The sequence below is a fragment of the Subtercola frigoramans genome (genome assembly GCF_016907385.1).
GTDB classification, from domain to species: Bacteria; Actinomycetota; Actinomycetes; order Actinomycetales; family Microbacteriaceae; genus Subtercola; species Subtercola frigoramans.
This window is the reverse complement of record NZ_JAFBBU010000001.1, coordinates 3,199,115-3,220,149: the sequence shown is the minus strand read 5'-3', so window position 1 is coordinate 3,220,149 and position 21,035 is coordinate 3,199,115. Positions and strand designations below refer to the sequence as shown.

Below are 21,035 nucleotides of genomic sequence, written 5' to 3'. Positions count from 1 at the left end.
GTGGCCCGATCCGTGACCACCTTGCTGAAGGGGTGGGTGACGGGGTGCGCGGCTCGCGTGGTCGTCGGCTCCGAACTCGGGCAACTCCTGGAAGGCGCCCGCCTCCTCCGCCTTCACCACGCAATCATCGAAGCTGGCGAACAGCTCGGCGCGGCACGCACGTCGATGAGGTCGCCGTTATAACGCAGCGTCTTGCCGTGCTGGTGGAGGCCGGAGTTTCGCCGGTCGGCGCCTGGTCCTACCTTGCGGGGACCGCGGTCGGTACCGAGCGCACGCGCAGCTCCGAAGCGGTCATTGCAACGGTGGCGGGCGCGCTCGAGAGGGGCGCTCCTCTCGACCTCGCGATTGCTGCTGCGGCGCGAGCATGCGATCCGCGAACACGCCAAGCGTGGTCAGCGGTCGCAGCAGCGTGGTCCGTGGCCACGGTCAGCGGGGCCCCGGTGAGTGTGTGTCTCCGGCACTTCGCTGCCGCACTGGTCGAACTCGGTGACATCCAACGCTCGATCGATGTCGCGCTCTCCGCTCCCGTGTTGAGCGCACGACTCATGTCGGCGCTGCCCGTGCTCGGGCTGGCACTCGGCACTGTCCTCGGCTTCGATACGGTGTCCACCCTCGTTTCCACTCTGCCCGGCCTTGTCTGTCTCGGTAGTGGTGCGGGGCTTCTCCTGGCCTCCCGCTGGTGGAACTCGGTTCTCGTGGCCTCGGCCATGCCCTCCCTCTCGCTCCCGGGAATCACCCTCGAACTCACGGCCGTCGCCCTCAGCGGGGGAGTGTCACTGGATCGCGCAGGCCGAGTAGTGGCCGAAGCGCTGGCCTCGAATCGCCTCGAAGACCTGGGTGCCCAGGGCCGACTGGATGCTGTTCTCGACCTCTCGCGTCGAGCTGGCGTGCCGGCGGCAGAACTCCTCCGCGCCGAGGGTGCTCAGGCCCGTCGCGCAGCACTGGCGGTGAGCCAGGCCCGGGCGGCGACGCTCGGAGTCCGGCTGACGGTGCCGATGGGGGTCTGCGTGCTGCCGGCGTTCATGTTGCTGGGCGTCGCTCCGCTCCTGCTCGGCGTCATCGCCACAACTCTGGGGAGCCCAGGCAACTGAAGACGCCGCCGCGATTCCAGCGATGGTCTCCTCCACAAGCGCGATCTCGCTCCCGTTTCCACAGATCATGAGACATCCGCTCTGTCGCCGGATTCTGAGACCGACGATGGGGAAACGAACAACACATTTCACATTCGACCCCACATCACAGACCGGAGATCCGCGCATGACTCGACTCAGAACCAGGACCATTCACTTGCTCAACGCCGCCCGGGCCCGCATCGACGCCATGAAGTCGGCCTTCGCTGACGAGACCGGCTCCGTCACGGCCGAATACGCCATAGCGACGATGGCGGCGGTGGGCTTCGCCGGCCTCCTTGTCGTCATTCTGAGGGGTGACGAGGTGCGCGGCATGCTCACAGAGATGATCCATCATGCGCTCACCGTCGCTGGTTGACCCGTCGCAGCCGGCTCGGCGAACGGTGCCTTCATCGATGTGCAGGAGTCTCCAGGCGGCCCTCGGCCGAGACGAGGGAACGGTGACGGCAGAGTTCGCCCTGACCCTTCCGGCCGCGATCCTGGTGCTCGCGCTCGCGCTCGGTGCACTCCAGGCGGGGAGTCTCCGCCTTCGGCTTGTCGATGCCGCATCGATTGCCGCACGGAGCCTCGGCAGGGACGAGTCGCCGGCCGCCGCTGAAGCCAGAGTGACGGAATTGGTCGGCGCGCATTCCCTGCTGACGAATACCGAAGGGGACTTCATCTGCGCCACCGTTTCTGCGCCCGTGGTTCTGGGCGAAACAGAACTCGGCTTTGAGGTCGGTGCACGGTCCTGCGCGATGAGTGGCGGTAGATGATGACCGGTCACTGTCGCGAATGGTGCCGCCCGGCGGGGCTCTGGTCGTTCCTGCGCGATGATCGTGGATCGGGCTCCGTGATCACCCTCGCCGTCATCGCTGTACTGATGGCGGTTGTCGTCTTGGTGCTCGCCGTGTCGACCGCGCTCAGCGAGAAAGGGCAACTCCGTGCCGACGCCGAATCCGCCGCGCTCGCTGCAGCAGACACGGCGTCGGGTGCGGTGGCGGGATTTCCCTGTGAGAATGCGGCCACAGCGTCGGGACTCGGTGGTAGCGAAGTGACGGCGTGCACGGTCGAGGGCCTCATCGCGAAAGTTACGGTGACCAGAACGATCTGGGGAGTGACGGTCACGGTGCACGCCAGGGCCGGCCCTTCACCTGAGGCGAGTCCGATGGCGGAGACAGACCCGACAGCGCCAGGCGTTCTACGAAAGGAAACGGCCGGGCTGCCCGAAAGTCGGGAGCCCGGCCGGCGTGGTGCTGTCGGTCGTCAGGCGGTCAGATCAGCAGACGGTCAGATCAGCAGACGGTCAGATCAGCAGACGGTCAGATCAGCAGCGGTCAGTGGAAGACCGCCTGCACGAATCGATAGTCCACGGCACTCGGCTGGCGGCTGTGTGAGTCGTCGGCTCCGAACTCGATGCTGCCTCCGCGGATATAGAGGTATTCCTTCGCCTCTGAATTCGTGGGGATCGTCAATCTGGGCTGCGGATCGCCTTCCACGGTGAAGTCCGTGCGGATGGTCTTGCCCTCTAGTGGCCCGTCGGTGAGCTTCGCGGTATAGGTCGAAGCGTTGGTTGTTGACACGTCAGTCAACTCCTCTCCATTGAGTTACGACCCTCATCATCCTCCTCATTCCTGTATGGGCAAGGGCGAAAACACCGTCGGCGACCCGATCCCCGCTGCCACGTGATTAGGCATTGCACCGGAGGGGGTGTGTATGGTGTGGCTGACGGACCAGCACGCGAGGTGCAGGCCCGCAAACCCATGAAACGTCAGGGAGCACAGTGTCAGGCCCGAGAAAGCTCGTCATCGTCGAGTCACCAACCAAGGTGAAATCCATCGCGCAGTACCTGGGCGACGGATACGAGGTCCAGGCCTCGGTCGGCCACATTCGCGACCTTGTCGAGCCGAAAAACCTCCCGCCGGAGCTCAAGAAAGGCTCATTGGGCAAGTTCTCCGTCGACGTCGAGAATGGATTCGCTCCGTACTACGTCGTGTCGCCGGAGAAGAGGAAGACGGTTGCCGAGCTGAAGAAGGCGCTGGCCAACGCCGACGAACTCTATCTTGCAACTGATGAGGACCGCGAAGGTGAAGCCATCGCTTGGCACCTGCTCGAAGTACTGAAGCCCAAGGTTCCGGTGCGGCGCATGGTCTTCCATGAGATCACCAAAGAGGCGATCGAGCACGCCAGGGACAACACTCGTGATATCGACGAAGCGCTGGTCGATGCGCAGGAGACCCGCCGCATTCTCGACCGCCTCTACGGCTACGAGATCTCGCCCGTGCTGTGGCGGAAGGTCGGGCCTGGTCTTTCGGCAGGGCGCGTGCAGTCCGCAGCCACCCGCCTTGTCGTGGAACGTGAACGCGAACGCCTGGCGTTCACCGCAGCCAGTTACTGGGATCTCAACGCAGTGCTCGCAGATGCTGCCAGCATCGGAAGAGCCGATGCACTCCCGTTCGGTGCTCGACTCGTGCGCGTGAACGGCGAACGGATCGCGACCGGTCGCGACTTCGACGAGCAGGGCCAGCTCAAGAGCAAGGCCACCATGCTGAGCGAGACGCAGGCGCAGGCACTGGCTGGTGCCCTCGAAGACCCCGGCGTGAGCATCCGTGTCTCGAACGTCGAATCGAAGCCCTACACGCGGCGACCGGCTGCGCCGTTCACTACATCCACCCTTCAGCAGGAGGCGGCGCGCAAGCTCCGGTTCTCTGCCCGGCAGACGATGAGTGTTGCCCAGTCGCTCTACGAGAACGGGTACATCACCTATATGCGAACCGACTCGCCGTCGCTTTCGCAGCAGGCCCTGAACGCAGCCAGGTCACAGGCGACCCAGCTCTACGGCGCAGAGACGGTGCCCGACAAACCTCGCCTCTACTCAGGCAAGGGCAAGAACGCGCAGGAGGCCCACGAGGCGATCCGCCCCGCCGGTGAGACATTCCGCACTCCCGCGCAGCTCGCATCGGCACTCCGCGGCAACGACTTCAAGCTCTATGAACTCATCTGGAAGCGCACTGTGGCATCGCAGATGGCTGACGCGAAGGGTTCGACGGCTTCGGTCACCATCGAGGCGGGCCCAACTTCGGTCGAAGGCCTGACGAAGACCACCCTGGCGGAATTCTCGGCGAGCGGCACGGTCATCACGTTCCGCGGTTTCATGCTCGCGTATGAAGAGAGCGTCGACGAAGAGCGCAACGCCTCGAATGAGCCGACGGAATCCAAGCTGCCTCCGCTCGTCACGGGCCAGGCGCTCGCCGCGGTGTCTGTCGACGCAGCGGGCCACGAGACCAGCCCGCCCCCGCGCTACACCGAGGCGAGCCTGGTGAAGACCCTCGACGAGCTGGGAATCGGGCGCCCGTCGACGTACGCCTCGATCATCTCGACGATCATCGACCGCGGGTACGTCACCCCGCGAGGCCAGGCGCTCGTGCCGAACTGGATCGCGTTCTCGGTCGTGCGACTGCTCGAGGAGTACTTCGCCGAGCTCGTGAACTACGAGTTCACCGCCGAACTCGAATCCGACCTCGACAAGATCGCCGGTGGTGAAGAAGACCGCGTCGACTGGCTCAACGGCTTCTACTTCGGCAACGAGGGTCACAAGGGCCTTCGCGACGTCATCGACAACCTCGGCGACATCGATGCGCGCGCGATCAACTCGATTGCGCTGTCTGACGAGATCACCCTGCGAATCGGTAAGTACGGCCCCTATCTCGAGGTCGCGGATGATCTGGACACCTCGACCGGGGAGATCACACCCCCGCGACGGGTCAACATCCCGCCGGAGCTCGCCCCCGACGAACTCACGCTCGCCAAGGCACAGGAGCTCATCGACGCACCCGTCGTGACCGACCGCGTGATCGGCGTGAACCCCGAGAACGGCAAGAACATCGTGGCGAAGGACGGCCGATTCGGCCCCTACGTCACCGAGCTCGAGCCGGAACCGGTCGTCGACATGGAGGCCACAGTCGCCCTGGCTGAAGCTGCGGCTGCACTTCTTGCCGAACCTGTCGCTGAGCCGACGTCCGCTGCTGCGGCGTCCACGACCAGCGCAACGAAGGCGCCGGTCAAGAAGGCTCCGGTCAAGAAGGCTCCGGTCAAGAAGGCCGCGAAGGCTGCGGCTGCCGTCAAACCGCGGACCGCTTCGCTCTTCAAGACGATGGATCTCGCCGCTATCGACCTCGAAACCGCGCTGAAACTGCTCTCCCTGCCGCGAACGGTCGGCGACGACCCCGAATTGGGCGAGTCGATCACTGCCCAGAACGGCAAGTTCGGCCCGTACCTCAAGCGCGGAACAGACACGAGGTCGCTCGACAGCGAAGACCTGATCTTCGAAATCGACCTGCCGGGCGCGCTGGAACTGTTCGCGGCTCCGAAATATGGCGCACGTCGGGCATCCAGTGCATTGAAGGAATTCGAGGCCCCCGACCCCGAGAGCGGCAAGGCGATCAAGATCAAAGACGGTCGCTTCGGCGCCTACGTCACCGACGGTGTGACCAATGCCACGATTCCCAAGGCCGAGATGATCGAAGACATCGACTTCGACCGTGCCGTGCAGCTCCTCGCCGACAAGCGGGCGAAGGGCCCGGCCAAACCCCGCACAACCACGGCGAGGGCGACGACGGCGCGGAAGACGCCGGCGAAGAAGGCTCCAGCGAAGACTGCTACCGCGAAGACTGCTACCGCGAAGACCGCAACCGCGAAGACTGCTACCGCGAAAGCCGCTCCTGCGAGGGCTGCTGCGGCGAAGAAGGCTGCCCCCAAGAAGTGAGTCCGGACGTGATGGGCCTGGGTGAAGTGGGCCCGGAAGATGTGGTCCCGGAGCCTGCGCGCTCGGCGCGCGGGCTGTTCGTCACGATCGAAGGTGGTGACGGGTCGGGCAAGTCGACCCAGGCGGCGCTGCTCGAAAGCTGGCTCGCGGGGCAGGGGCGCACGATCATCCATACCCGGGAGCCGGGCGGAACCGACTTCGGGCTCGAGGTGCGCGAGATCGTGCTGCACAGCCGGGGCCACATCACCCCGCGGGCGGAGGCGTTGCTGTACGCCGCAGACCGCGCACAGCACATTGCGACGAAGGTGCGGCCGGCCCTCGCGCGCGGCGACGTCGTCATCCAGGACAGGTACATCGACTCGTCGGTCGCCTACCAGGGCTCCGGGCGGGTTCTCGACGGCGCGGAAGTGCGGAAGATCTCGGAGTGGGCGACAGAAGGCCTGCGGCCCGATCTCACCATTCTGCTCGACCTCGATGAAGACGAAGCCCGCGCGCGCCTCGACAACGCCCAGAAGCGATTTGACAGGCTCGAGGCCGAGAAGAGCGATTTTCATCGTCGTGTGCGCGAGTCATTCCTGGCGATTGCTGCGGCTGACCCGGTGCGATTCGTCGTGATCGACGCGACGAAGCCGCCCGAGGTCATCGCGCAGCTGATCCGCGATCGCATCAGCACGCTGCTCTGAGTGCTGAGTGCTGAGTGCTGAGTGCTGGCGCGCGGTCGCCGGGCTGTCGGCGCCGCCGGGTAGGTTGTCTGTATGAGCGTGTGGGATGAGCTGACCGGCCAGAGTGAGGCCATCGAGGTCTTCCGCGCGGCCGCGGCCAGTGCTGCCCCGGCCAGTGCTGCCCCGGCGAGTGCTGCCCCGGACATTGCTGGGCCGGCCAGTGCTGGTCCAGCCGCTACCGCACTGACCACTGCCGCCTCTGCAACAGCTACCCCGGTGTCGGCAGGTCCGATAGGTGAAGTGCCTGTCGGCGCGAATCACTCTGCCTCGAGCCACGGCGCCATGACACACTCGTGGCTCATCACCGGCCCGCCCGGTTCGGGGCGTTCGAACCTCGCCTACGCCTTCGCCTCTGCGCTGCTGTGCCGCAATGGCGGCTGCGGGGTGTGCGCTGACTGCCGCCAGGTCGCCGCACGCACGCACCCCGACCTTGCCGTGCTCAGTACCGACCGGGTGATCATCTCCATCGAGGAGGTCCGCACCCTCGTTGCGAGCTCGCAGTTCTCGCCCTCCGTCTCGCGCTACCGGGTGATGGTCATCGAAGACGCCGACCGTATGGCGGAGCGCACCTCGAACGTGCTGCTGAAGGCGCTCGAAGAGCCGCCGGAGCGCACGGTCTGGATCCTCTGCGCGCCCAGCGAGGCAGACCTGCTGCCCACGATCCGTTCGCGTGTGCGGTCGGTGCGCCTCCGCATTCCGAGCACGAAAGACGTCGCCCGCCTGCTCGAACGCCGTGACGGGGTCGATACGGCGACGGCCGAACGCGCGGCCCGCGAGGCGCAGAGCCACATCGGCATGGCCCACAGGCTCGCCACCAACCACGAGGCCCGCGCGCGGCGTGATGAGACGCTGAAGGTTGCCCTGGGCATCCGGAGCGTTCCCGGTGCCGTGCTCGCCGCGGCGCGCCTGCTCGAGCTCGCGAAAGCCGATGCCGAAGCCATCACCGAGGAGCGCGACGCCGAAGAGCGCGAGAGCACACTTCGAAGCCTGGGGGTCGAGCCGGGCCAGGCCGTGCCGATGGGGCTGCGCTCGCAGGTGAAGACGCTCGAAGAAGACCAGAAGCGCCGCGCGACCCGAAGCCTGAGAGACGGCATCGACCGAATTCTCGTCGACCTGCTGTCGCTCTACCGCGACATTCTGCTGCTGCAGCTCGAATCGACGCTCGAGCCGATCAACCTCGCGATTCACAGCGAAATCGAGGCCGCCGCACGCGATACTGAACCGGCACAGACGTTGGCGATCATGGATTCGATCGCCGTCGCGCGCACCCGAATCTCGCGAAACGTCACCCCCACGCTCTCGCTGGAGGCCATGCTCATCACCGTGGCGCTTCCATCCGCACCACGAAAGGCCCAACTGTGAGGTCACCGTCACCCGCACGCACACGCCCGCGCGCCCGCAACCGGATGCTCGGCCTCGCCGCCGCGGCAACCGCACTTGCCCTGGTGCTCTCCGGCTGCTCGACGTGGTTCGGGGCAACCGGAGGCACCTCCTCCACAGGCCAGCCCGCCGGCAGCTCGACGCCCACAGGCGAGAAAGTCGACGCGGCACTGCAGCCGTTCTACGGCCAGACCCTAGCCTGGGCCGACTGCGGAGGGGGATTCCAGTGCGCGAAGGCCGTGGTGCCCCTCGACTGGAGCGAACCCACCGGCGACACGGTCTCACTCGCGCTGATCAAGCAGCCAGCCAAGGGCAGTAACCGGCTCGGCAGCCTGTTCGTCAACCCGGGTGGCCCCGGGGTCTCGGCCGTGGACTTCGTGAAAGACAGCGTTGACTTCGCGGTCGACCCCGAGCTGCAGCAGCAGTACGACATCGTCGCGTTTGACCCGCGGGGCGTCGGCGCCTCTACGGAGGTCAGCTGCGTGACCCCCTCCCAGATGGACTCCTACCTCTACGACGTCATCCCCGGCGCGCACGGTTCTGCCCAGTGGCAGGCGGCAGCCAAGGCGAGTGCCACGGCATTCGGCGCGGGGTGCCTGAGTAAGACGGGTGCCCTTCTCGGCCACGTCGACACCGAGAGCACCGTGCGGGACTTCGATGCCCTGCGGGCGGCCATCGGAGACACCGGGCTCAACTATCTCGGCTACTCGTACGGCACCTTCATCGGTGCGGTGTACGCCGACATGTTCCCGACCAAGGTGAACCGTCTTGTGCTCGACGGCGTGGTCGACCCGACCTCCACCGGGTTCGCCTCAACTCTCGGCCAGGCCAAGGGCTTCGAGGGCGCGATGCGTGCCTACCTCAAGGACTGCCTCGCCAGCTCCGGATGCCCGTTCTCCGGTACCGTCGACAACGCATCGAAACAGGTCCAGACGCTTCTGAATGCTGTCGATGCGAGCCCCATCCGCGCCAGTGACGGGCGGGAGCTCGGTTCTGCCTCGCTGCTCACGGCGATCTTCTACCCGCTCTACCGCCAGGACAGCTGGCCGTACCTGACGCAGATGGTGACGCAGGTCAAGCAGGGTAAGGCCGACCTGGCGTTCCAGCTCGCCGATGCGTACAACGGCCGAAACGCCGACGGCACGTACCAGAACAACCAGACCGAGGCCTTCACGGCCATCAACTGCCTCGACTATCCCGCCGTCACCGATCCCGCGACGATCGCGCAGCAGAACACCGAACTGATCGCAGCCTCGCCTACGTTCGGGCCGTGGTGGACGTACGGCGACATCGGCTGTGCCGCCTGGCCGGTGCCGGCAACCCGCACTCCCGGGCCGGTGAGTGCTGTCGGCGCAAAGCCGATCCTCGTGGTCGGAACGACCGACGATCCCGCCACCCCGTACGAAGACGCCCAGTCTGTGGCCAAGCAGCTCACCAGCGCCCAGCTCATCACCTACGTCGGCGAGGGCCACACGGCGTACAACACCTCGACGTGTGTCAAGAAGATCGTGAACGAGTACTTCCTGACGGGTACGGTGCCGGCGAGCGACCCGAAGTGCACGAACTGAGGGTCGCCGACTCCGGCGAAAGAACCCGGTGCGGCGCCGGCCAGATCGGGCGGTGCTGACGTTGAACTGTGGTCGTGTGGGGGTTTCGATACGACCTTCGGCCTACTCAACCGGCGCAGGTATGGATTTCAGGCAAACGCGCAGGCGTGAAGTGGGTGCAAAATTGCGGAGTCTGCAATAATTGACACCGTGATGAACTCGACCGCGACCGCAACGCAGCTCGCCGGTGCTCCCGGAGCCCCCGTGCCCGAGACGGCGGTGCCCGAGACGGCCGTGCCCGAGACGGCAGTGCCCGGGCTACGCGAGCGAAAACGAATCGCGACCAGCCGCAGCATCCAGTTCGCTGTTCTCGAGCTCAGTCGAGACAGGGGCCTCGACAACGTCACCGTCGACGAGATCAGTCGCCATGCCGACATCTCCCCGCGAACGTTCTTCAACTACTTCCCGTCGAAGGAGGCCGCTGTTCTCGGCGAGACCCCGTTCGACATCACGCCCGAAGTCGCCGCACGATTCCTCGGCGCCGGGCCTGACGAGCCCATCCTCGATGGCCTCCTCGTGTTGCTGAGTTCGATGTCTGACGCAGAAACCGAAGATTTTGAGATGCACACGCTTCGCAAGATCGTGATTCGCGACTATCCCCAGTTGTTGGTGCAGCGAATCAGCAGCTTTCGCGAGTTCGAAGTCGAACTGACCGAACTGGTTGAGCAGCGGTTGACGACGGGTGCCCGGAGCCCAGCAGGCGAGCGTGAAACCCCCGATCATCCTGCCATTCACGAACGGTCTCGCCTCTATGCCCTGGTCGCGATTGCCGGGATGCGGCACGCCTGGGGCTGCTGGGCCGAACGGGCGGACACGCCGCCGATGCCTGTGCTCCTGGCCAACTCGTTTCGCGAGCTCCATACACTCCTATAAGCTTGCTTGCTGTGCCGGTGCGAACCATCGGCCATTGCCGCCTTAGCTCAGTCGGTAGAGCGATTCACTCGTAATGAATAGGTCATCAGTTCGATTCTGATAGGCGGCCCCATCGAAGCCCCAGTCTCCCGCAAGGGTCGCTGGGGCTTCATGGTTTGGCTGCGCTCACGTGCGCGCCACGACGAGAGGTTGGCAACGGATGGCACACACGATTCGCTGGGGAATTCTGGGCACGGGTGGTATTGCCACTGCCTTTGCCACCGACCTTCTGGCAAATGGTCTCATTCTGAGTGCGGTTGGCTCGCGTTCTGCCGGCGGTGCTGAGAGGTTCGCCGCGGAATTCGGGAACCCGACCGCGCATAGCAGTTATGAAGAACTCGTAGCCGACCCTGACGTCGATGCGATCTATGTGGCAACCCCGCACCCGATGCATGTCGCCAACACCCTGCTGGCGTTGCGAGCCGGAAAGCACGTTCTGGTGGAGAAGCCCTTCACCCTCAACGCCCTCGAAGCGCAGCTCATCGCCGACGAAGCCGAACGAAGCAAGCTGGTGGTGCTCGAGGCCATGTGGACGCGTTTCTTGCCACACATGGTGCGCATCCGCGAGATCATCGCGACCGGAACCCTCGGCGAGGTGCACACCGTGCTCGCCGACCACGACCAGAAGTTGCCTTCTGACCCATCCCACCGACTCAATGACCCCGCTCTGGGTGGAGGAGCACTGCTGGACCTCGGCATCTACCCGGTGTCGTTCGCCGTCGATGTGCTGGGACTGCCGACGCGGATTCTCGCCTCGGCCACGAAGACGTCCACCGGCGTCGACCGGCAGACGGCGATCATCTTCGAGCACGGAGAGACCGGGCGCTCGGTGCTGCACTGCGCTCTCGACACGCTGGGCCCGAATGCGGCGACCGTCATCGGCACGGATGCCCGAATCGAGATCGACGACACCTGGTACAAGCCGACGACGTTCCGCGTGATCGACGCGGAGGGAACCGTGATCGAGAGCTTCGATCATCCGGTTGTCTCACGAGGCATGCAGTACCAGGCGGCCGAACTGGAACGCCTCGTGAACGCGGGCCTCAGAGAAAGTGAACTGCTGCCGGTCAGCGAGAGTGTCGCGATCATGGGCGTGCTCGACGAAGTGCGCCGCCAGATCGGTCTGGTCTACCCGGGCGAGTAGCGTCTGGGGCCCCGCGAGGGTGACGGCCGGGCACGTCGTGGCCGCGGCATCACCGACACCCTTCGTTCTCAGGTGACCGGACAGGCACGGCTGGTAAATTGAACGGATGCCCGGCCACCGCACCTCCACGAACGCTCGTCGTCGTGGGCTCCTCGTGGTCGGCGCGTGGGTGGCCTTTGCGGCGCTGGCGGCCGGGTCGTTCGCCACGGGAGCGCTGGTGGCGAACGCCCAGCCCCCGGCCGTGGCCGATGCTCTCGCGATCAGCTCGCCCGCCCCGTCCACGCCGGTCTCGACCGTTCCGGTGCCGACCAGGCGGCCGCAGCCGACCGCCGCCGCCGCGCCAGAGGCCGTGCGAACCTGCTCGGTCGGCTCGCTGGCGGCCGCCTCGGGGATGGGGACGTTCCAGGGCACCGTGCGCAAGGCCGACACGGGCGAGATTCTCTTCGACCGCAATGGGTCGACCTATTCACGCACGGCGAGCGTCATGAAGGTGCTGACGTCGGCGGCGGCGCTCGCAGTGCTCGGGCCCGACTATCGGGTGCAGACGTCTGTGGTTGCCGGTGACACTCCCGGCACGGTTGTCCTGGTGGGTGGCGGCGATGTGACGCTGGCGAGTGGCTCGTCGAACATCTACCACGAAGCCTCGACCATGGGGCAGCTCGCCGACCAGGTGAAGGCGGCCTGGGCGGCAGACCCGGCGCACGCGGGGGTGCCGATCTCGACGATCGTGCTCGACAGCTCGCTGTTCGGCGGTGACCCGTGGCAGTCGTCATGGGACAGGGTCGAGCAAACCGACGGTTCGACCGCCGAAATCACCGCACTGATGGTCGACGGCGACAGGGCGAACCCGTCTGCCGACACCTCGCCGCGGAGCGCAGACCCGGTCAGCCGGGCTGGCCAGGCGTTCCAGAGCGCCCTGGGTTCGATCGCATCGGGGGCGAAACTGGTCGGTGGCGTCGCTTCGCCTGGGGCCGTATCTCTCGGGGCGGTGCGGTCAGCGCCGGTCTCGACCATGGTGCAGGAGGCACTGCTCCGCTCCGACAACACCGAGGCGGAGATGCTCGCCAGGCTCACCGCGATCAAGCTGGGCGCGGGCAACACCTTCGCCTCCCTGCAGGCCGCGATCCCGAAGGCACTCGCTTCGTCGTACGGGCTCGACACCAGCAACCTCGTCATCGTCGACGGCTCCGGGCTGAGCAACGACGACGCCGTCTCCGCGCTCTTCCTGACCGCACTGTTCGACAAGATCAACGCCAGGGAGGCCAACCTCGGCGTCATCCTCGACGGTCTGCCAGTCGCCGACCAGACCGGCACCCTGTCGTACCGCTTCACCGGAGCGAACTCCGTCGTGAACGGCAAGGTGCAGGCGAAGACCGGGTCGATCGACACGGCCAACACTCTCGCCGGGGTCGTGCACGCGGCCGACGGGAGCACGCTGACCTTCGCATTCTTCTCACTCGACAGCTCGATCGACGGGGGCAGGGCGGCCCTGGACGCGTTGACGGTCGGCATCTACACGTGCGGTGATGCACTCTCGAATGGATGATCGGGCGAATGGATCACATCACCCATTTCAGCGACCTGCGTAGACTTGAAACGCAGGAGTGAGGCCTCACCGGCCTGCTCCGGCACAGATCGTGTGAGGAGCTGACCATGCACAGAGCCCTGTTCATCATCGACGTGCAGAACGATTTCACCGAAGGTGGGGCGCTGGGCGTCGAGGGGGGAAACGCCGTGGCGGCGGGGATCGCGCGACTTCTCGCCGGGCATCCGGAAGCCTATGACCTGGTGATCGCCTCACGTGATTGGCACGACGCCGACAACGACAACGGCGGGCACTTTGCAGGGGTAGAGGGGCCGGATTTCGTCGACACCTGGCCCGTTCACTGCGTGGCAGGCACGCCCGGAGCGGCCTACCACGACGACCTGGCTGGTGTGCGGATCGACTTCCACGTGCACAAAGGGCAGGGCGAGCCGGCCTACTCGATCTACGAAGGAACGACGGAGGAGGGCGCGACGGTGCATGATCTTCTCGACCAGCACGCGGTGACGGAGATCGACATCGTGGGGCTGGCGACCGACTACTGTGTCCGGGCGTCGGCGCTCGATGCGATCGAACACGGCCGCAGGGTTCGCGTGCTCACCGACCTGATCGCCGGCGTGGCTGCTGAGTCGAGTGCGGCCGCGCTCGCTGAGCTGGCCCATGCCGGGGCGGAATTGGTCTTGTCTGAATCGGCTGGCGATTCTGCGGGTGATGGCGATGCGGCGCATGATGTCGATGCTGGGGGTACGCGGGGTGTTGAGGGTACCGGCGCTGCTGAGGGTACCGGCGCTGCTGAGGGTACTAGCACTGCTGAGGCGCGCGCATGATCGTGAACGCACGTGTCGACCGCGCCAACTCCGGCATCGGGAGAGCACGCGAGTGAGCCGGCGCCAATGGTGAACGTCGTCGAAGTCACCGAGCTCAGCGACCCGCGGCTGGCCGACTATTCGCATCTGACCGATGTCGCTCTTCGCAAGGCCCGCAGCAGCGAATTCGGGCTGTACTTGGCCGAATCCGCCCTCGTACTCGAGCGCGCGGTGGGTGCGGGGCACGTACCGCGCTCTGTTCTCGCACTCGGCGGTTCTCTCGACGAAGTAGTCGCCGCACTGGGGCAGTGGGCCGAGACCGTGCCGATCTTCGTCGGCCCCGGTGAGCTCCTCGCCGAGCTGACGGGCTACATTCTGCACCGCGGAATCATCGCCTCGATGAACCGCCCGCTCCTCCAGCCGGTCGGCGAGGTGCTGCAGGATGCCCGGCTCGTCGTGGTGCTCGAGAACGTCGCCGACCCCACCAACGTCGGGGCGATCTTCCGTTCTGTGGGAGCTGTCGGGGCCGACGCTGTGCTCGTCACGCCCCGCTGCTCCGACCCGTTCTACCGCCGGGCGATCCGCGTGAGCATGGGCACGGTTCTGCAGGTGCCGTGGACACGGTCTGGTGACTGGGACACCCTGGAACCGCAGCTGAGAACGGCCGGATTCCACATCGCTGCGCTTGCCCTCTCGCCTGACGCGGTGTCGCTTCGGGATTTTGCGCGTGACTTCTCAGACACAGATGGCCGGCCCGATAAGCTGGCGCTGGTGCTCGGTGCAGAGGGAGACGGGCTGACCGACAGCGCCCTGGCTGCGGCAGACACGATCGTGAGCATCCCGATGGCGCACGGCATCGACTCTCTGAACGTGGCAGCCGCGAGTGCAGTGGCGCTCTGGGCCGTCTCCGGCTGAGGCCTGCAGCGAGACGCCGTCGCGCGCGCTCACCCGGCGAGGGCGCTGGCAGGTGGGGGTGGCGCTGGTGGGGGTGGCGCTGGTGGGGGTGGCGCAGGTGGAGGCGGCGCAGGTAGCGGCGGCGCAGGGTGGCTGCGGCAGCGCCCCCGCGCAGGCAGCGGCGGCGCTGAGTGCCCCTGCGAACCCGGTACCGTTAGAAGTGAAACTGTTCCGAAGGAGTGCGTCTACCGATGATGCCCGAAGAGTCGCCCGCTGGCGGCGCAGTACACGATGCCCCGAACTCGACGGGCGCGTTTGCCACCACGGCGACCGCGACCGTGACGGGCGCGGGGTCGACGGCGGCCAACAAGGACATCGGGCGCCTCACGATCCAGTGCGCTGACCAGCCCGGTATCGTCGCTGCCGTCGCCGGCTTCCTGGCCGAACACGGCGCGAACATCGTGGAACTCGGGCAGTTCTCCACCGACTCGGAGAACGGCGAATTCTTCCAGCGCACCGTCTTCCACCGCGAGGGTCTCGCTGAAGCCCTGCCCGGGCTCACCGCCGCGTTCGCAGACCAGGTCGGCGAGCGCTTCGGTATGACGTTCGCCCTCACCGATGCTGCGACACCCAAGCGCGTCGCGATCATGGTCTCGAAGTACGACCACTGCCTGCTCGAGTTGCTGTGGCGCAACAGGCGCAACGAGCTCGACATGAACGTGACCATGGTCATCTCGAACCACCCCGACCTCGCCGCCGATGTGGCCAGCTTCGGCATCGACTTCGTGCACATTCCGATCAGCCGCGCGACCAAGGTCGAGTCAGAAGCTCGTGCACTCGAGCTTCTGACGGGCAAGGTGGATCTCGTGGTTATGGCCCGCTACATGCAGATCCTCTCCGCGGACTTCCTCGACAATGTCGGCTGCCCAGTGATCAACATCCACCATTCCTTCCTTCCGGCTTTCGCCGGTGCCGGGCCGTACCTGAAGGCCAAGGAGCGCGGAGTCAAGCTGATCGGCGCGACCGCACACTACGCGACGGCGACCCTCGACGAGGGCCCCATCATCGAGCAGGACGTGGTTCGGGTCTCGCACCGCGACAGCGTGGGGGAGCTCGAGCGTCGGGGCGCCGAGGTGGAGCGCAGCGTTCTCGCTCGGGCCGTGCAGTGGCATTGTGAAGACCGTGTGATGACATACCGGAATTCGACCACGATTCTGTGATCGGCGGGCTGTCACTGTGCCATCAGGCGCATGTGACGTGCTCGAAGGCTTTTGTGAGGGAGTAGACAGGTGACCGCAGGTCTCATTGACGGCAAGGCTGTCGCTGCGCGCGTCCGCGCAGCGCTGAAAGATGATGTCTCGGCATTCATCGCCAGAACCGGCGTGCAGCCGGGGCTCGCCACGGTACTCGTCGGCGGTGACCCGGCGTCCGAGGTGTACGTCGCCAACAAGCGCAAGTCCACGGTCGCTTCTGGAATGGCAGACCTGCACCAGCACCTGCCGGAAGACGCGAGCCAGGCGGAGGTCGAGTCGCTGCTACGTCGTCTGGCCGCCGACCCGCAGGTATCGGGCATCCTGTTGCAGCTGCCGGTACCCGCGCAGCTGAACGCTGCGCCGCTGATCGACCTCATCCCCTTCGAGAAGGACGTGGACGGCCTGACGACGCTGAGCGTCGGTCGGCTGGCGCAGCAGAAGCCCGGGCTGCGCCCCTGCACTCCGGCGGGCGTCATCGAGCTTCTCGACGCGTACGACGTGCCGATCGAGGGCGCGAACGTCGTGGTCATCGGTCGCTCTGAGCTCGTCGGCCGACCGGTCGCCCAGTTGCTCGTGAATCGGAATGCGACCGTGACGATTGCCCATTCTCGCACGCGCAACCTGGCGGAGGTGTGTCGCGCGGCCGATATCGTCGTGGCGGCAGTCGGGGTGAAAGGCTTGATCACAGCCGAGCACATCAAGCCCGGCGCGACCGTGATCGACGTAGGCATCCACCGCGGGCCCGAGGGCCTGTCGGGCGACGTCGACTTCGGCCCAGCGGCCGAGGTGGCGGGGCTCATCACGCCCGTTCCCGGCGGCGTCGGGCCGATGACGATCGCGATGTTGCTGGTGAACACCCTGCGCGCGGCAGAACTGCAGTACGAGCTGGCTGGCGCCGCTGCCACGGCCTGACTCGGGTTCGCCAGCCCTCTTGCATGCATAGTCACCGGTGGCACGCGGATCGCGCGTGCACACCGGTGTGTGAAATCGTCGGAGAAACCGCGCCAGTACCGCCGTGTTCGCCGAGGCGGCTGGGATTCTCCGACGGTTCCGCAGCCGCGCTCCGGCCCGCCGCGCTAGACCAGCAGCTGGCGCTTTGCGAGCTCGCGGTACAGCGGCGTCGAGACGACGAGCTCCGAGTGCGTGCCGACACCGACCACGGAGCCGTGGTCGAGAACGATGATCACGTCGGAGTCGACGACAGTCGACAGCCGATGTGCGATCACGATCAGCGTGCGGTTCTCGGCGACCGCATCGATCGCCTCGCGCAGCATCTGCTCGTTGAGTCCGTCGAGGCTCGAGGTCGACTCATCGAGCAACAGGATCGGCGGGGCAGCCAGAAGCGCACGGGCGATGGCCAGGCGCTGGCGTTCGCCGCCTGAGAGCATCACGCCCTCTTCGCCGACCGCAGCATCCAGACCCTCTGGCGACCGCTCGAGCACCTCGAGCAGGTTGACCGCCGTCAGCACGGCCACGCACTCCTCGTCGGTTGCTGCGGGCGACGCCAGGAGCAGGTTCGAGCGGATGCTGCCGGCCAGCACCGGGGCGTCCTGTTCGACGTAGCCGATCTGCGCGCGCAGGGCCTCGCGGTCGAGCTGGCGGATGTCGGTGCCTCCGACACGAATCACGCCGGAGGTCGGGTCGTAGAACCGTTCGATGAGCGCAAGAATCGTGCTCTTGCCCGCACCAGAGGGCCCGACCAGGGCCACACGCTGGCCCCGCGGCACGCTGAAGCTCACGCCGCGCAGAACGGTGGTGTTCCGGATGCCCGGATCAGCTGTGCCCGGACTGCCGACGCCCGCCCCGGTGCCGCCGCGCGCACCGGAGTCGGCGAGGTAGCTCGCGGCCGAGGCGGGCTCGGGGGAGGCGTCGCCGGAAATCTCATTGGGAATGTCGCCAGGCATGTCGCCAGAGACTATGCCCGGGAATCCGCCCGGGTACTCCCCGCGGACAGGGCCGGGTACTTCGCCGCGAGCTCCGGTGGCGGTACTCGTTGCGCCCGTATCGACCTCACCAGCGGCCATGACAACCGGCCCGTGCGCGGCGAGCAGCGCGGTGCCAGGCCCTGACAATACACCCTGCGCATCCGGAGCACCGTCACCCGGCGTGGCACTTTCGGCGTACGCGAACTCGACGCCGTCGAACTCGACGGCGATCGGCGTGCTGGCGGCGGCACGGGCGAATGCGGCGGCACTCACTTCGGCGTTGCTGGCGAGCGGGGCGAGCTTGCGGTCGAATTCACCCTCACTCGGCAGCGTGATGATCTCCTGGATGCGGCCCAGCGCACCGAGGGCGGAGTTCACCGAGGTGAACGCCCCGAACGCCTGGCCCAGCGGCATGATCATCATGAACAGGAACAGGATGAACGACACCAGAGACGCGATGGTGATCGCCCCACTGGCAACTCGGTATCCGCCGACACCGATCACGGTGAGGAAGGCGACCTGCATGGCGATCCCGGCGACCGGGACCACGAGGGCCGAGATCTTCGCAACCTTGATGCCCATGGCCCAGGCGCCCTCGGCGTCTTTCTCAACCGCCTTGATCTCGCGCTCGGTGGCGTTTGCCGCGCGTACCGTGCGAACGGCGCTGATGGCCCGCTCGACGCTCGCTGCGAGGTCGCCGACCATCTCCTGCGCCTGACGGCTGGCCACACGGATGCGCGCAGAGAGCAACACCACGACCACGATCGAGACGCCGACGACGAGAACGGTGAGCCCGAGCAGCACGGGGTCGATGATCAGCATCGCGATGAGCGCGCCGACGAAGACCAGCGACCCTCCGAGTGCATCGACAAGTCCCTGCGTGAGCACGGCGCGGAGCAGGGTGGTGTCGGAGCCGACCCGCGAGACCAGGTCGCCCGTGCGGCGGGTGTCGAATTCGCGGATGGGGAGGTTGAGCATCCGGCGCACCAGCTGCTTGCGGCTCGACAGCACGACGCCCTCGCCGGTGCGCTGCAGCAGGTAGTGCTGAAAGCCGCTGATGAGGCCGGACAGAACGACGAGAATCACCAGCAGCCAGACGAGCCCGTTCAGTGGGTTGCCGGCCGTGACCTGGGTGATGACCTGGCTCACGAGCAGGGGCTGGGCGAGGCTGGCTGCGGCACCGAGGATGCTCAGGCCGATCACGAGCGCAAGGACCTTCTTGTGCTCGAGCAGGTAGGGCAGCAGGTCTGTGAACTTCGCGCGCGGGCCGTTGTCTTTGTCGCGTCGGCCTCGCCCGCTGCCCCTGCTGCGACCCCGTGGGCTGGCTGCGCTCGCGCGGCTTGCACCTGCGGTGGCCCGTGAATCTGCTGTGCTCATGAGTACTTTCTATCGTTCCCGACTGACGGTGTGATGGATGCCCGGGCCTACCCCGCGCGCTGGTTCACTTTGCGCGGGGTGAGCCGGGCATCCACTTGCCCGTTTGTGCAACGAAATGCCGCAGAAGCTGCACCATCGGGAAAGTCGACGGCGCAGTTCACGCGTCAGGACAGGTTGGAGTCGTAGTCGACGTCTCGGGTCTCTTTGCTGATGATGAGTGCGATCAGCGTGATCACGGCCATCGCGCTGAGGTACACGCCCACCCAGACAGGGCTGCCGCCGGCAGCCTGCCAGAGTGCGACCGCGATGAACGGGGCCACGGCCGCACCGAGGATCGACGCGAAGTTGTAGCTGATTGCCGAGCCGGTGTACCGCACGTTCGCGGGGAAGAGTTCGGGCAGCACGGCGCCCATCGGGCCGAAGGTGAGGCCCATGAGGGTGAAGCCGATGATGAGCAGGGCCATCGTTCCGACGGTTCCGGCCCCGAACAGCGGCACGAACAGCAGGCCGAACACCAGGATGCCGATCGTTGTGACGATGAGCGTCTTGCGACGCCCGAAGCGCTCGGCGAGCGGGCCAGACACCAGGGTGAAGATGCCGAAGAACACGACGCTGATGATGAGCATGATCAAGAAGTCGTTGCGGTTGAAACCGAGACCGGGTGTGAAGGTGGCCGGATTGAAGGTCGTGCCTGCCTTGTCGGCCGCAGCCTTGGCCGCAGTGGCAGACGAGAACGCGGTGCCGAACGTCAGCGTGAACGTTGTCATCAGGTAGAACAGCGTGTACGTGGCGAGCATGATGAACGTGCCCAGGATGAGCGGGCGCCAGCTGGTCTTGAACACCCGTGCCACGGGTACGGCCGCGACCTCGCCCGCGTCGATGACCTTCTGGAAGGCCGGCGTCTCGACCAGCTTGAAGCGCACGTACAGCCCGATTACGACGAGCACGGCGCTCGCGATGAACGGCACACGCCAGCCCCAGCTCGCGAAGTCGGCTGCAGACATGCCGAGGTTCAGCCAGAGGAACACGCCGTTGGCGATGATGAAGCCGATCGGAGCACCGAGTTGCGGGAAGGTGCCGTAGATCGCTCGCTTGCCGGCCGGGGCGTTCTCGGTGGCGAGCAGCGCGGCGCCGCTCCATTCGCCGCCGAGGCCGAGGCCCTGGGCGAAGCGCATGACGGTCAGCAGAATGGGCGCCCAGAGGCCGATCGAGGCGTACGTCGGCAGAAATCCGATGAGCACGGTCGCGATGCCCATGGTGAGAAGCGACGCGACGAGGGTCTTCTTGCGGCCGATCCGGTCACCGAAGTGCCCGAAGATGATCGAGCCGATGGGCCGCGCAACGAACGCCACCCCGAAGACCGCGAACGAGGTCAGCAGGCCTACGTTGGGGTCGGTGGTCGGGAAGAACAGCTTCGGGAACACCAGCACGGCGGCAGTGGCGTAGACGTAGAAGTCGTAGAACTCGATCGAGGTGCCGATGAGACTGGCGAGAACGACTCTCGAGCGGGTGTTGACGGCGGCGGGCGGGGCGAACGTGGGCGAAGACATAACGGCTTTCAGCAGGAGAACGGTCAAACACAACCGGGAAGAACGCGT

General features: G+C 66.3%; 17 protein-coding genes, 1 tRNA gene and 2 pseudogenes. 17 read left to right on the top strand and 3 right to left on the bottom strand.

Translation table 11 applies throughout. From position 1 onward, the window contains the following. The first annotated feature begins 12 nt into the window (after nucleotides 1–12). From JOE66_RS15025 to JOE66_RS17860, 5 genes and pseudogenes are all read left to right on the top strand, one after another. Entirely contained in the window at nucleotides 13–183 is a 171-nt protein-coding gene (locus JOE66_RS15025) for a hypothetical protein (protein ID WP_205110746.1), read from the top strand. Nucleotides 184–197: 14 nt separating this feature from the next. Next, a complete protein-coding gene (locus JOE66_RS15020) occupies nucleotides 198–1,091 on the top strand; it encodes a pilus assembly protein TadB (RefSeq protein ID WP_205110744.1) in 894 nt (297 codons plus the stop codon). Nucleotides 1,092–1,320: 229 nt separating this feature from the next. After that, nucleotides 1,321–1,488 (top strand): DUF4244 domain-containing protein, encoded by a 168-nt coding sequence (locus tag JOE66_RS15015; RefSeq protein WP_239518853.1) that lies wholly within the window; start codon nucleotides 1,321–1,323, stop codon nucleotides 1,486–1,488. Between the two features lie 37 nt (nucleotides 1,489–1,525). Beyond that, nucleotides 1,526–1,885, top strand: a complete 360-nt coding sequence (locus JOE66_RS15010; RefSeq protein WP_205110740.1) for a TadE family type IV pilus minor pilin — start codon at nucleotides 1,526–1,528, stop codon at nucleotides 1,883–1,885. Further along, nucleotides 1,882–2,199 (top strand): annotated as a pseudogene (locus JOE66_RS17860) (Rv3654c family TadE-like protein); the annotation flags it as partial. The gene JOE66_RS15010 and the pseudogene JOE66_RS17860, both read left to right, overlap by 4 nt. Before the next feature lie 247 nt (nucleotides 2,200–2,446). Here JOE66_RS17860 and JOE66_RS15000 read toward each other — a convergent pair. Next, complete coding sequence (locus JOE66_RS15000; RefSeq protein WP_205110738.1) at nucleotides 2,447–2,692, bottom strand: hypothetical protein; 246 nt, start codon at nucleotides 2,690–2,692, stop codon at nucleotides 2,447–2,449. Nucleotides 2,693–2,892: 200 nt separating this feature from the next. Between JOE66_RS15000 and topA the strand changes: the two genes are divergently transcribed. From topA to folD, 12 genes and pseudogenes are all read left to right on the top strand, one after another. Next, nucleotides 2,893–5,874 carry a type I DNA topoisomerase gene (topA, locus tag JOE66_RS14995; protein WP_205110736.1) on the top strand — a complete coding sequence of 994 codons (2,982 nt, stop codon included), beginning with the start codon at nucleotides 2,893–2,895 and terminating at the stop codon, nucleotides 5,872–5,874. Nucleotides 5,875–5,885: 11 nt separating this feature from the next. Then, nucleotides 5,886–6,557: a dTMP kinase gene (tmk, locus tag JOE66_RS14990; RefSeq protein ID WP_205112074.1), complete on the top strand. Its 672-nt coding sequence runs from the start codon at nucleotides 5,886–5,888 to the stop codon at nucleotides 6,555–6,557. A 72-nt stretch (nucleotides 6,558–6,629) separates the two neighbouring features. After that, nucleotides 6,630–7,958: a DNA polymerase III subunit delta' gene (locus tag JOE66_RS14985; protein ID WP_205110733.1), complete on the top strand. Its 1,329-nt coding sequence runs from the start codon at nucleotides 6,630–6,632 to the stop codon at nucleotides 7,956–7,958. Next, nucleotides 7,955–9,544, top strand: a complete 1,590-nt coding sequence (locus tag JOE66_RS14980) for an alpha/beta hydrolase (protein ID WP_307827232.1) — start codon at nucleotides 7,955–7,957, stop codon at nucleotides 9,542–9,544. Before JOE66_RS14985 ends, JOE66_RS14980 begins: the two co-directional genes overlap by 4 nt. A gap of 192 nt (nucleotides 9,545–9,736) precedes the next feature. Beyond that, nucleotides 9,737–10,456, top strand: coding sequence for a TetR family transcriptional regulator (locus tag JOE66_RS14975; protein WP_205112070.1), 720 nt, complete (start codon nucleotides 9,737–9,739; stop codon nucleotides 10,454–10,456). A gap of 36 nt (nucleotides 10,457–10,492) precedes the next feature. Next, nucleotides 10,493–10,568 (top strand) — tRNA-Thr (locus tag JOE66_RS14970). An 87-nt stretch (nucleotides 10,569–10,655) separates the two neighbouring features. After that, the gene (locus JOE66_RS14965) at nucleotides 10,656–11,639 is read left to right on the top strand and encodes a Gfo/Idh/MocA family protein (protein WP_205110731.1); all 984 of its coding nucleotides are present in this window, start codon (nucleotides 10,656–10,658) and stop codon (nucleotides 11,637–11,639) included. A gap of 106 nt (nucleotides 11,640–11,745) precedes the next feature. After that, nucleotides 11,746–13,185, top strand: coding sequence for a D-alanyl-D-alanine carboxypeptidase/D-alanyl-D-alanine endopeptidase (gene dacB / locus JOE66_RS14960; RefSeq protein WP_205110729.1), 1,440 nt, complete (start codon nucleotides 11,746–11,748; stop codon nucleotides 13,183–13,185). Nucleotides 13,186–13,292: 107 nt separating this feature from the next. Next, nucleotides 13,293–13,862: pseudogene (locus tag JOE66_RS14955) on the top strand (isochorismatase family protein); the annotation flags it as partial. Nucleotides 13,863–14,075: 213 nt separating this feature from the next. After that, complete coding sequence (locus JOE66_RS14950) at nucleotides 14,076–14,903, top strand: TrmH family RNA methyltransferase (protein ID WP_205112068.1); 828 nt, start codon at nucleotides 14,076–14,078, stop codon at nucleotides 14,901–14,903. A gap of 230 nt (nucleotides 14,904–15,133) precedes the next feature. Continuing rightward, nucleotides 15,134–16,102 (top strand): formyltetrahydrofolate deformylase, encoded by a 969-nt coding sequence (purU, locus tag JOE66_RS14945; RefSeq protein WP_239518330.1) that lies wholly within the window; start codon nucleotides 15,134–15,136, stop codon nucleotides 16,100–16,102. A gap of 69 nt (nucleotides 16,103–16,171) precedes the next feature. Next, complete coding sequence (gene folD / locus JOE66_RS14940) at nucleotides 16,172–17,047, top strand: bifunctional methylenetetrahydrofolate dehydrogenase/methenyltetrahydrofolate cyclohydrolase FolD (RefSeq protein ID WP_205110725.1); 876 nt, start codon at nucleotides 16,172–16,174, stop codon at nucleotides 17,045–17,047. Between the two features lie 164 nt (nucleotides 17,048–17,211). On the opposite strand, the gene JOE66_RS14935 is transcribed toward folD, so the two are convergent. Both JOE66_RS14935 and JOE66_RS14930 read right to left on the bottom strand, forming a co-directional pair. After that, the gene (locus JOE66_RS14935) at nucleotides 17,212–19,437 is read right to left on the bottom strand and encodes an ABC transporter ATP-binding protein (RefSeq protein ID WP_205110723.1); all 2,226 of its coding nucleotides are present in this window, start codon (nucleotides 19,435–19,437) and stop codon (nucleotides 17,212–17,214) included. Between the two features lie 164 nt (nucleotides 19,438–19,601). After that, nucleotides 19,602–20,987: an MFS transporter gene (locus JOE66_RS14930; protein ID WP_205110721.1), complete on the bottom strand. Its 1,386-nt coding sequence runs from the start codon at nucleotides 20,985–20,987 to the stop codon at nucleotides 19,602–19,604. Nucleotides 20,988–21,035 lie beyond the last annotated feature (48 nt).

Coding starts and splice junctions, on each gene's coding strand:
- JOE66_RS15015 (WP_239518853.1), top strand. CDS start 1,321: ATGAAGTCGGCCTTCGCTGACGAGACCGGCTCCGTCACGGCCGAATAC.
- JOE66_RS14975 (WP_205112070.1), top strand. CDS start 9,737: ATGAACTCGACCGCGACCGCAACGCAGCTCGCCGGTGCTCCCGGAGCC.
- dacB (WP_205110729.1), top strand. CDS start 11,746: ATGCCCGGCCACCGCACCTCCACGAACGCTCGTCGTCGTGGGCTCCTC.
- JOE66_RS14950 (WP_205112068.1), top strand. CDS start 14,076: ATGGTGAACGTCGTCGAAGTCACCGAGCTCAGCGACCCGCGGCTGGCC.
- JOE66_RS15010 (WP_205110740.1), top strand. CDS start 1,526: ATGTGCAGGAGTCTCCAGGCGGCCCTCGGCCGAGACGAGGGAACGGTG.
- tmk (WP_205112074.1), top strand. CDS start 5,886: ATGGGCCTGGGTGAAGTGGGCCCGGAAGATGTGGTCCCGGAGCCTGCG.
- JOE66_RS14965 (WP_205110731.1), top strand. CDS start 10,656: ATGGCACACACGATTCGCTGGGGAATTCTGGGCACGGGTGGTATTGCC.
- JOE66_RS14935 (WP_205110723.1), bottom strand. CDS start 19,437: ATGAGCACAGCAGATTCACGGGCCACCGCAGGTGCAAGCCGCGCGAGC.
- JOE66_RS14985 (WP_205110733.1), top strand. CDS start 6,630: ATGAGCGTGTGGGATGAGCTGACCGGCCAGAGTGAGGCCATCGAGGTC.
- purU (WP_239518330.1), top strand. CDS start 15,134: ATGATGCCCGAAGAGTCGCCCGCTGGCGGCGCAGTACACGATGCCCCG.
- JOE66_RS14930 (WP_205110721.1), bottom strand. CDS start 20,987: ATGTCTTCGCCCACGTTCGCCCCGCCCGCCGCCGTCAACACCCGCTCG.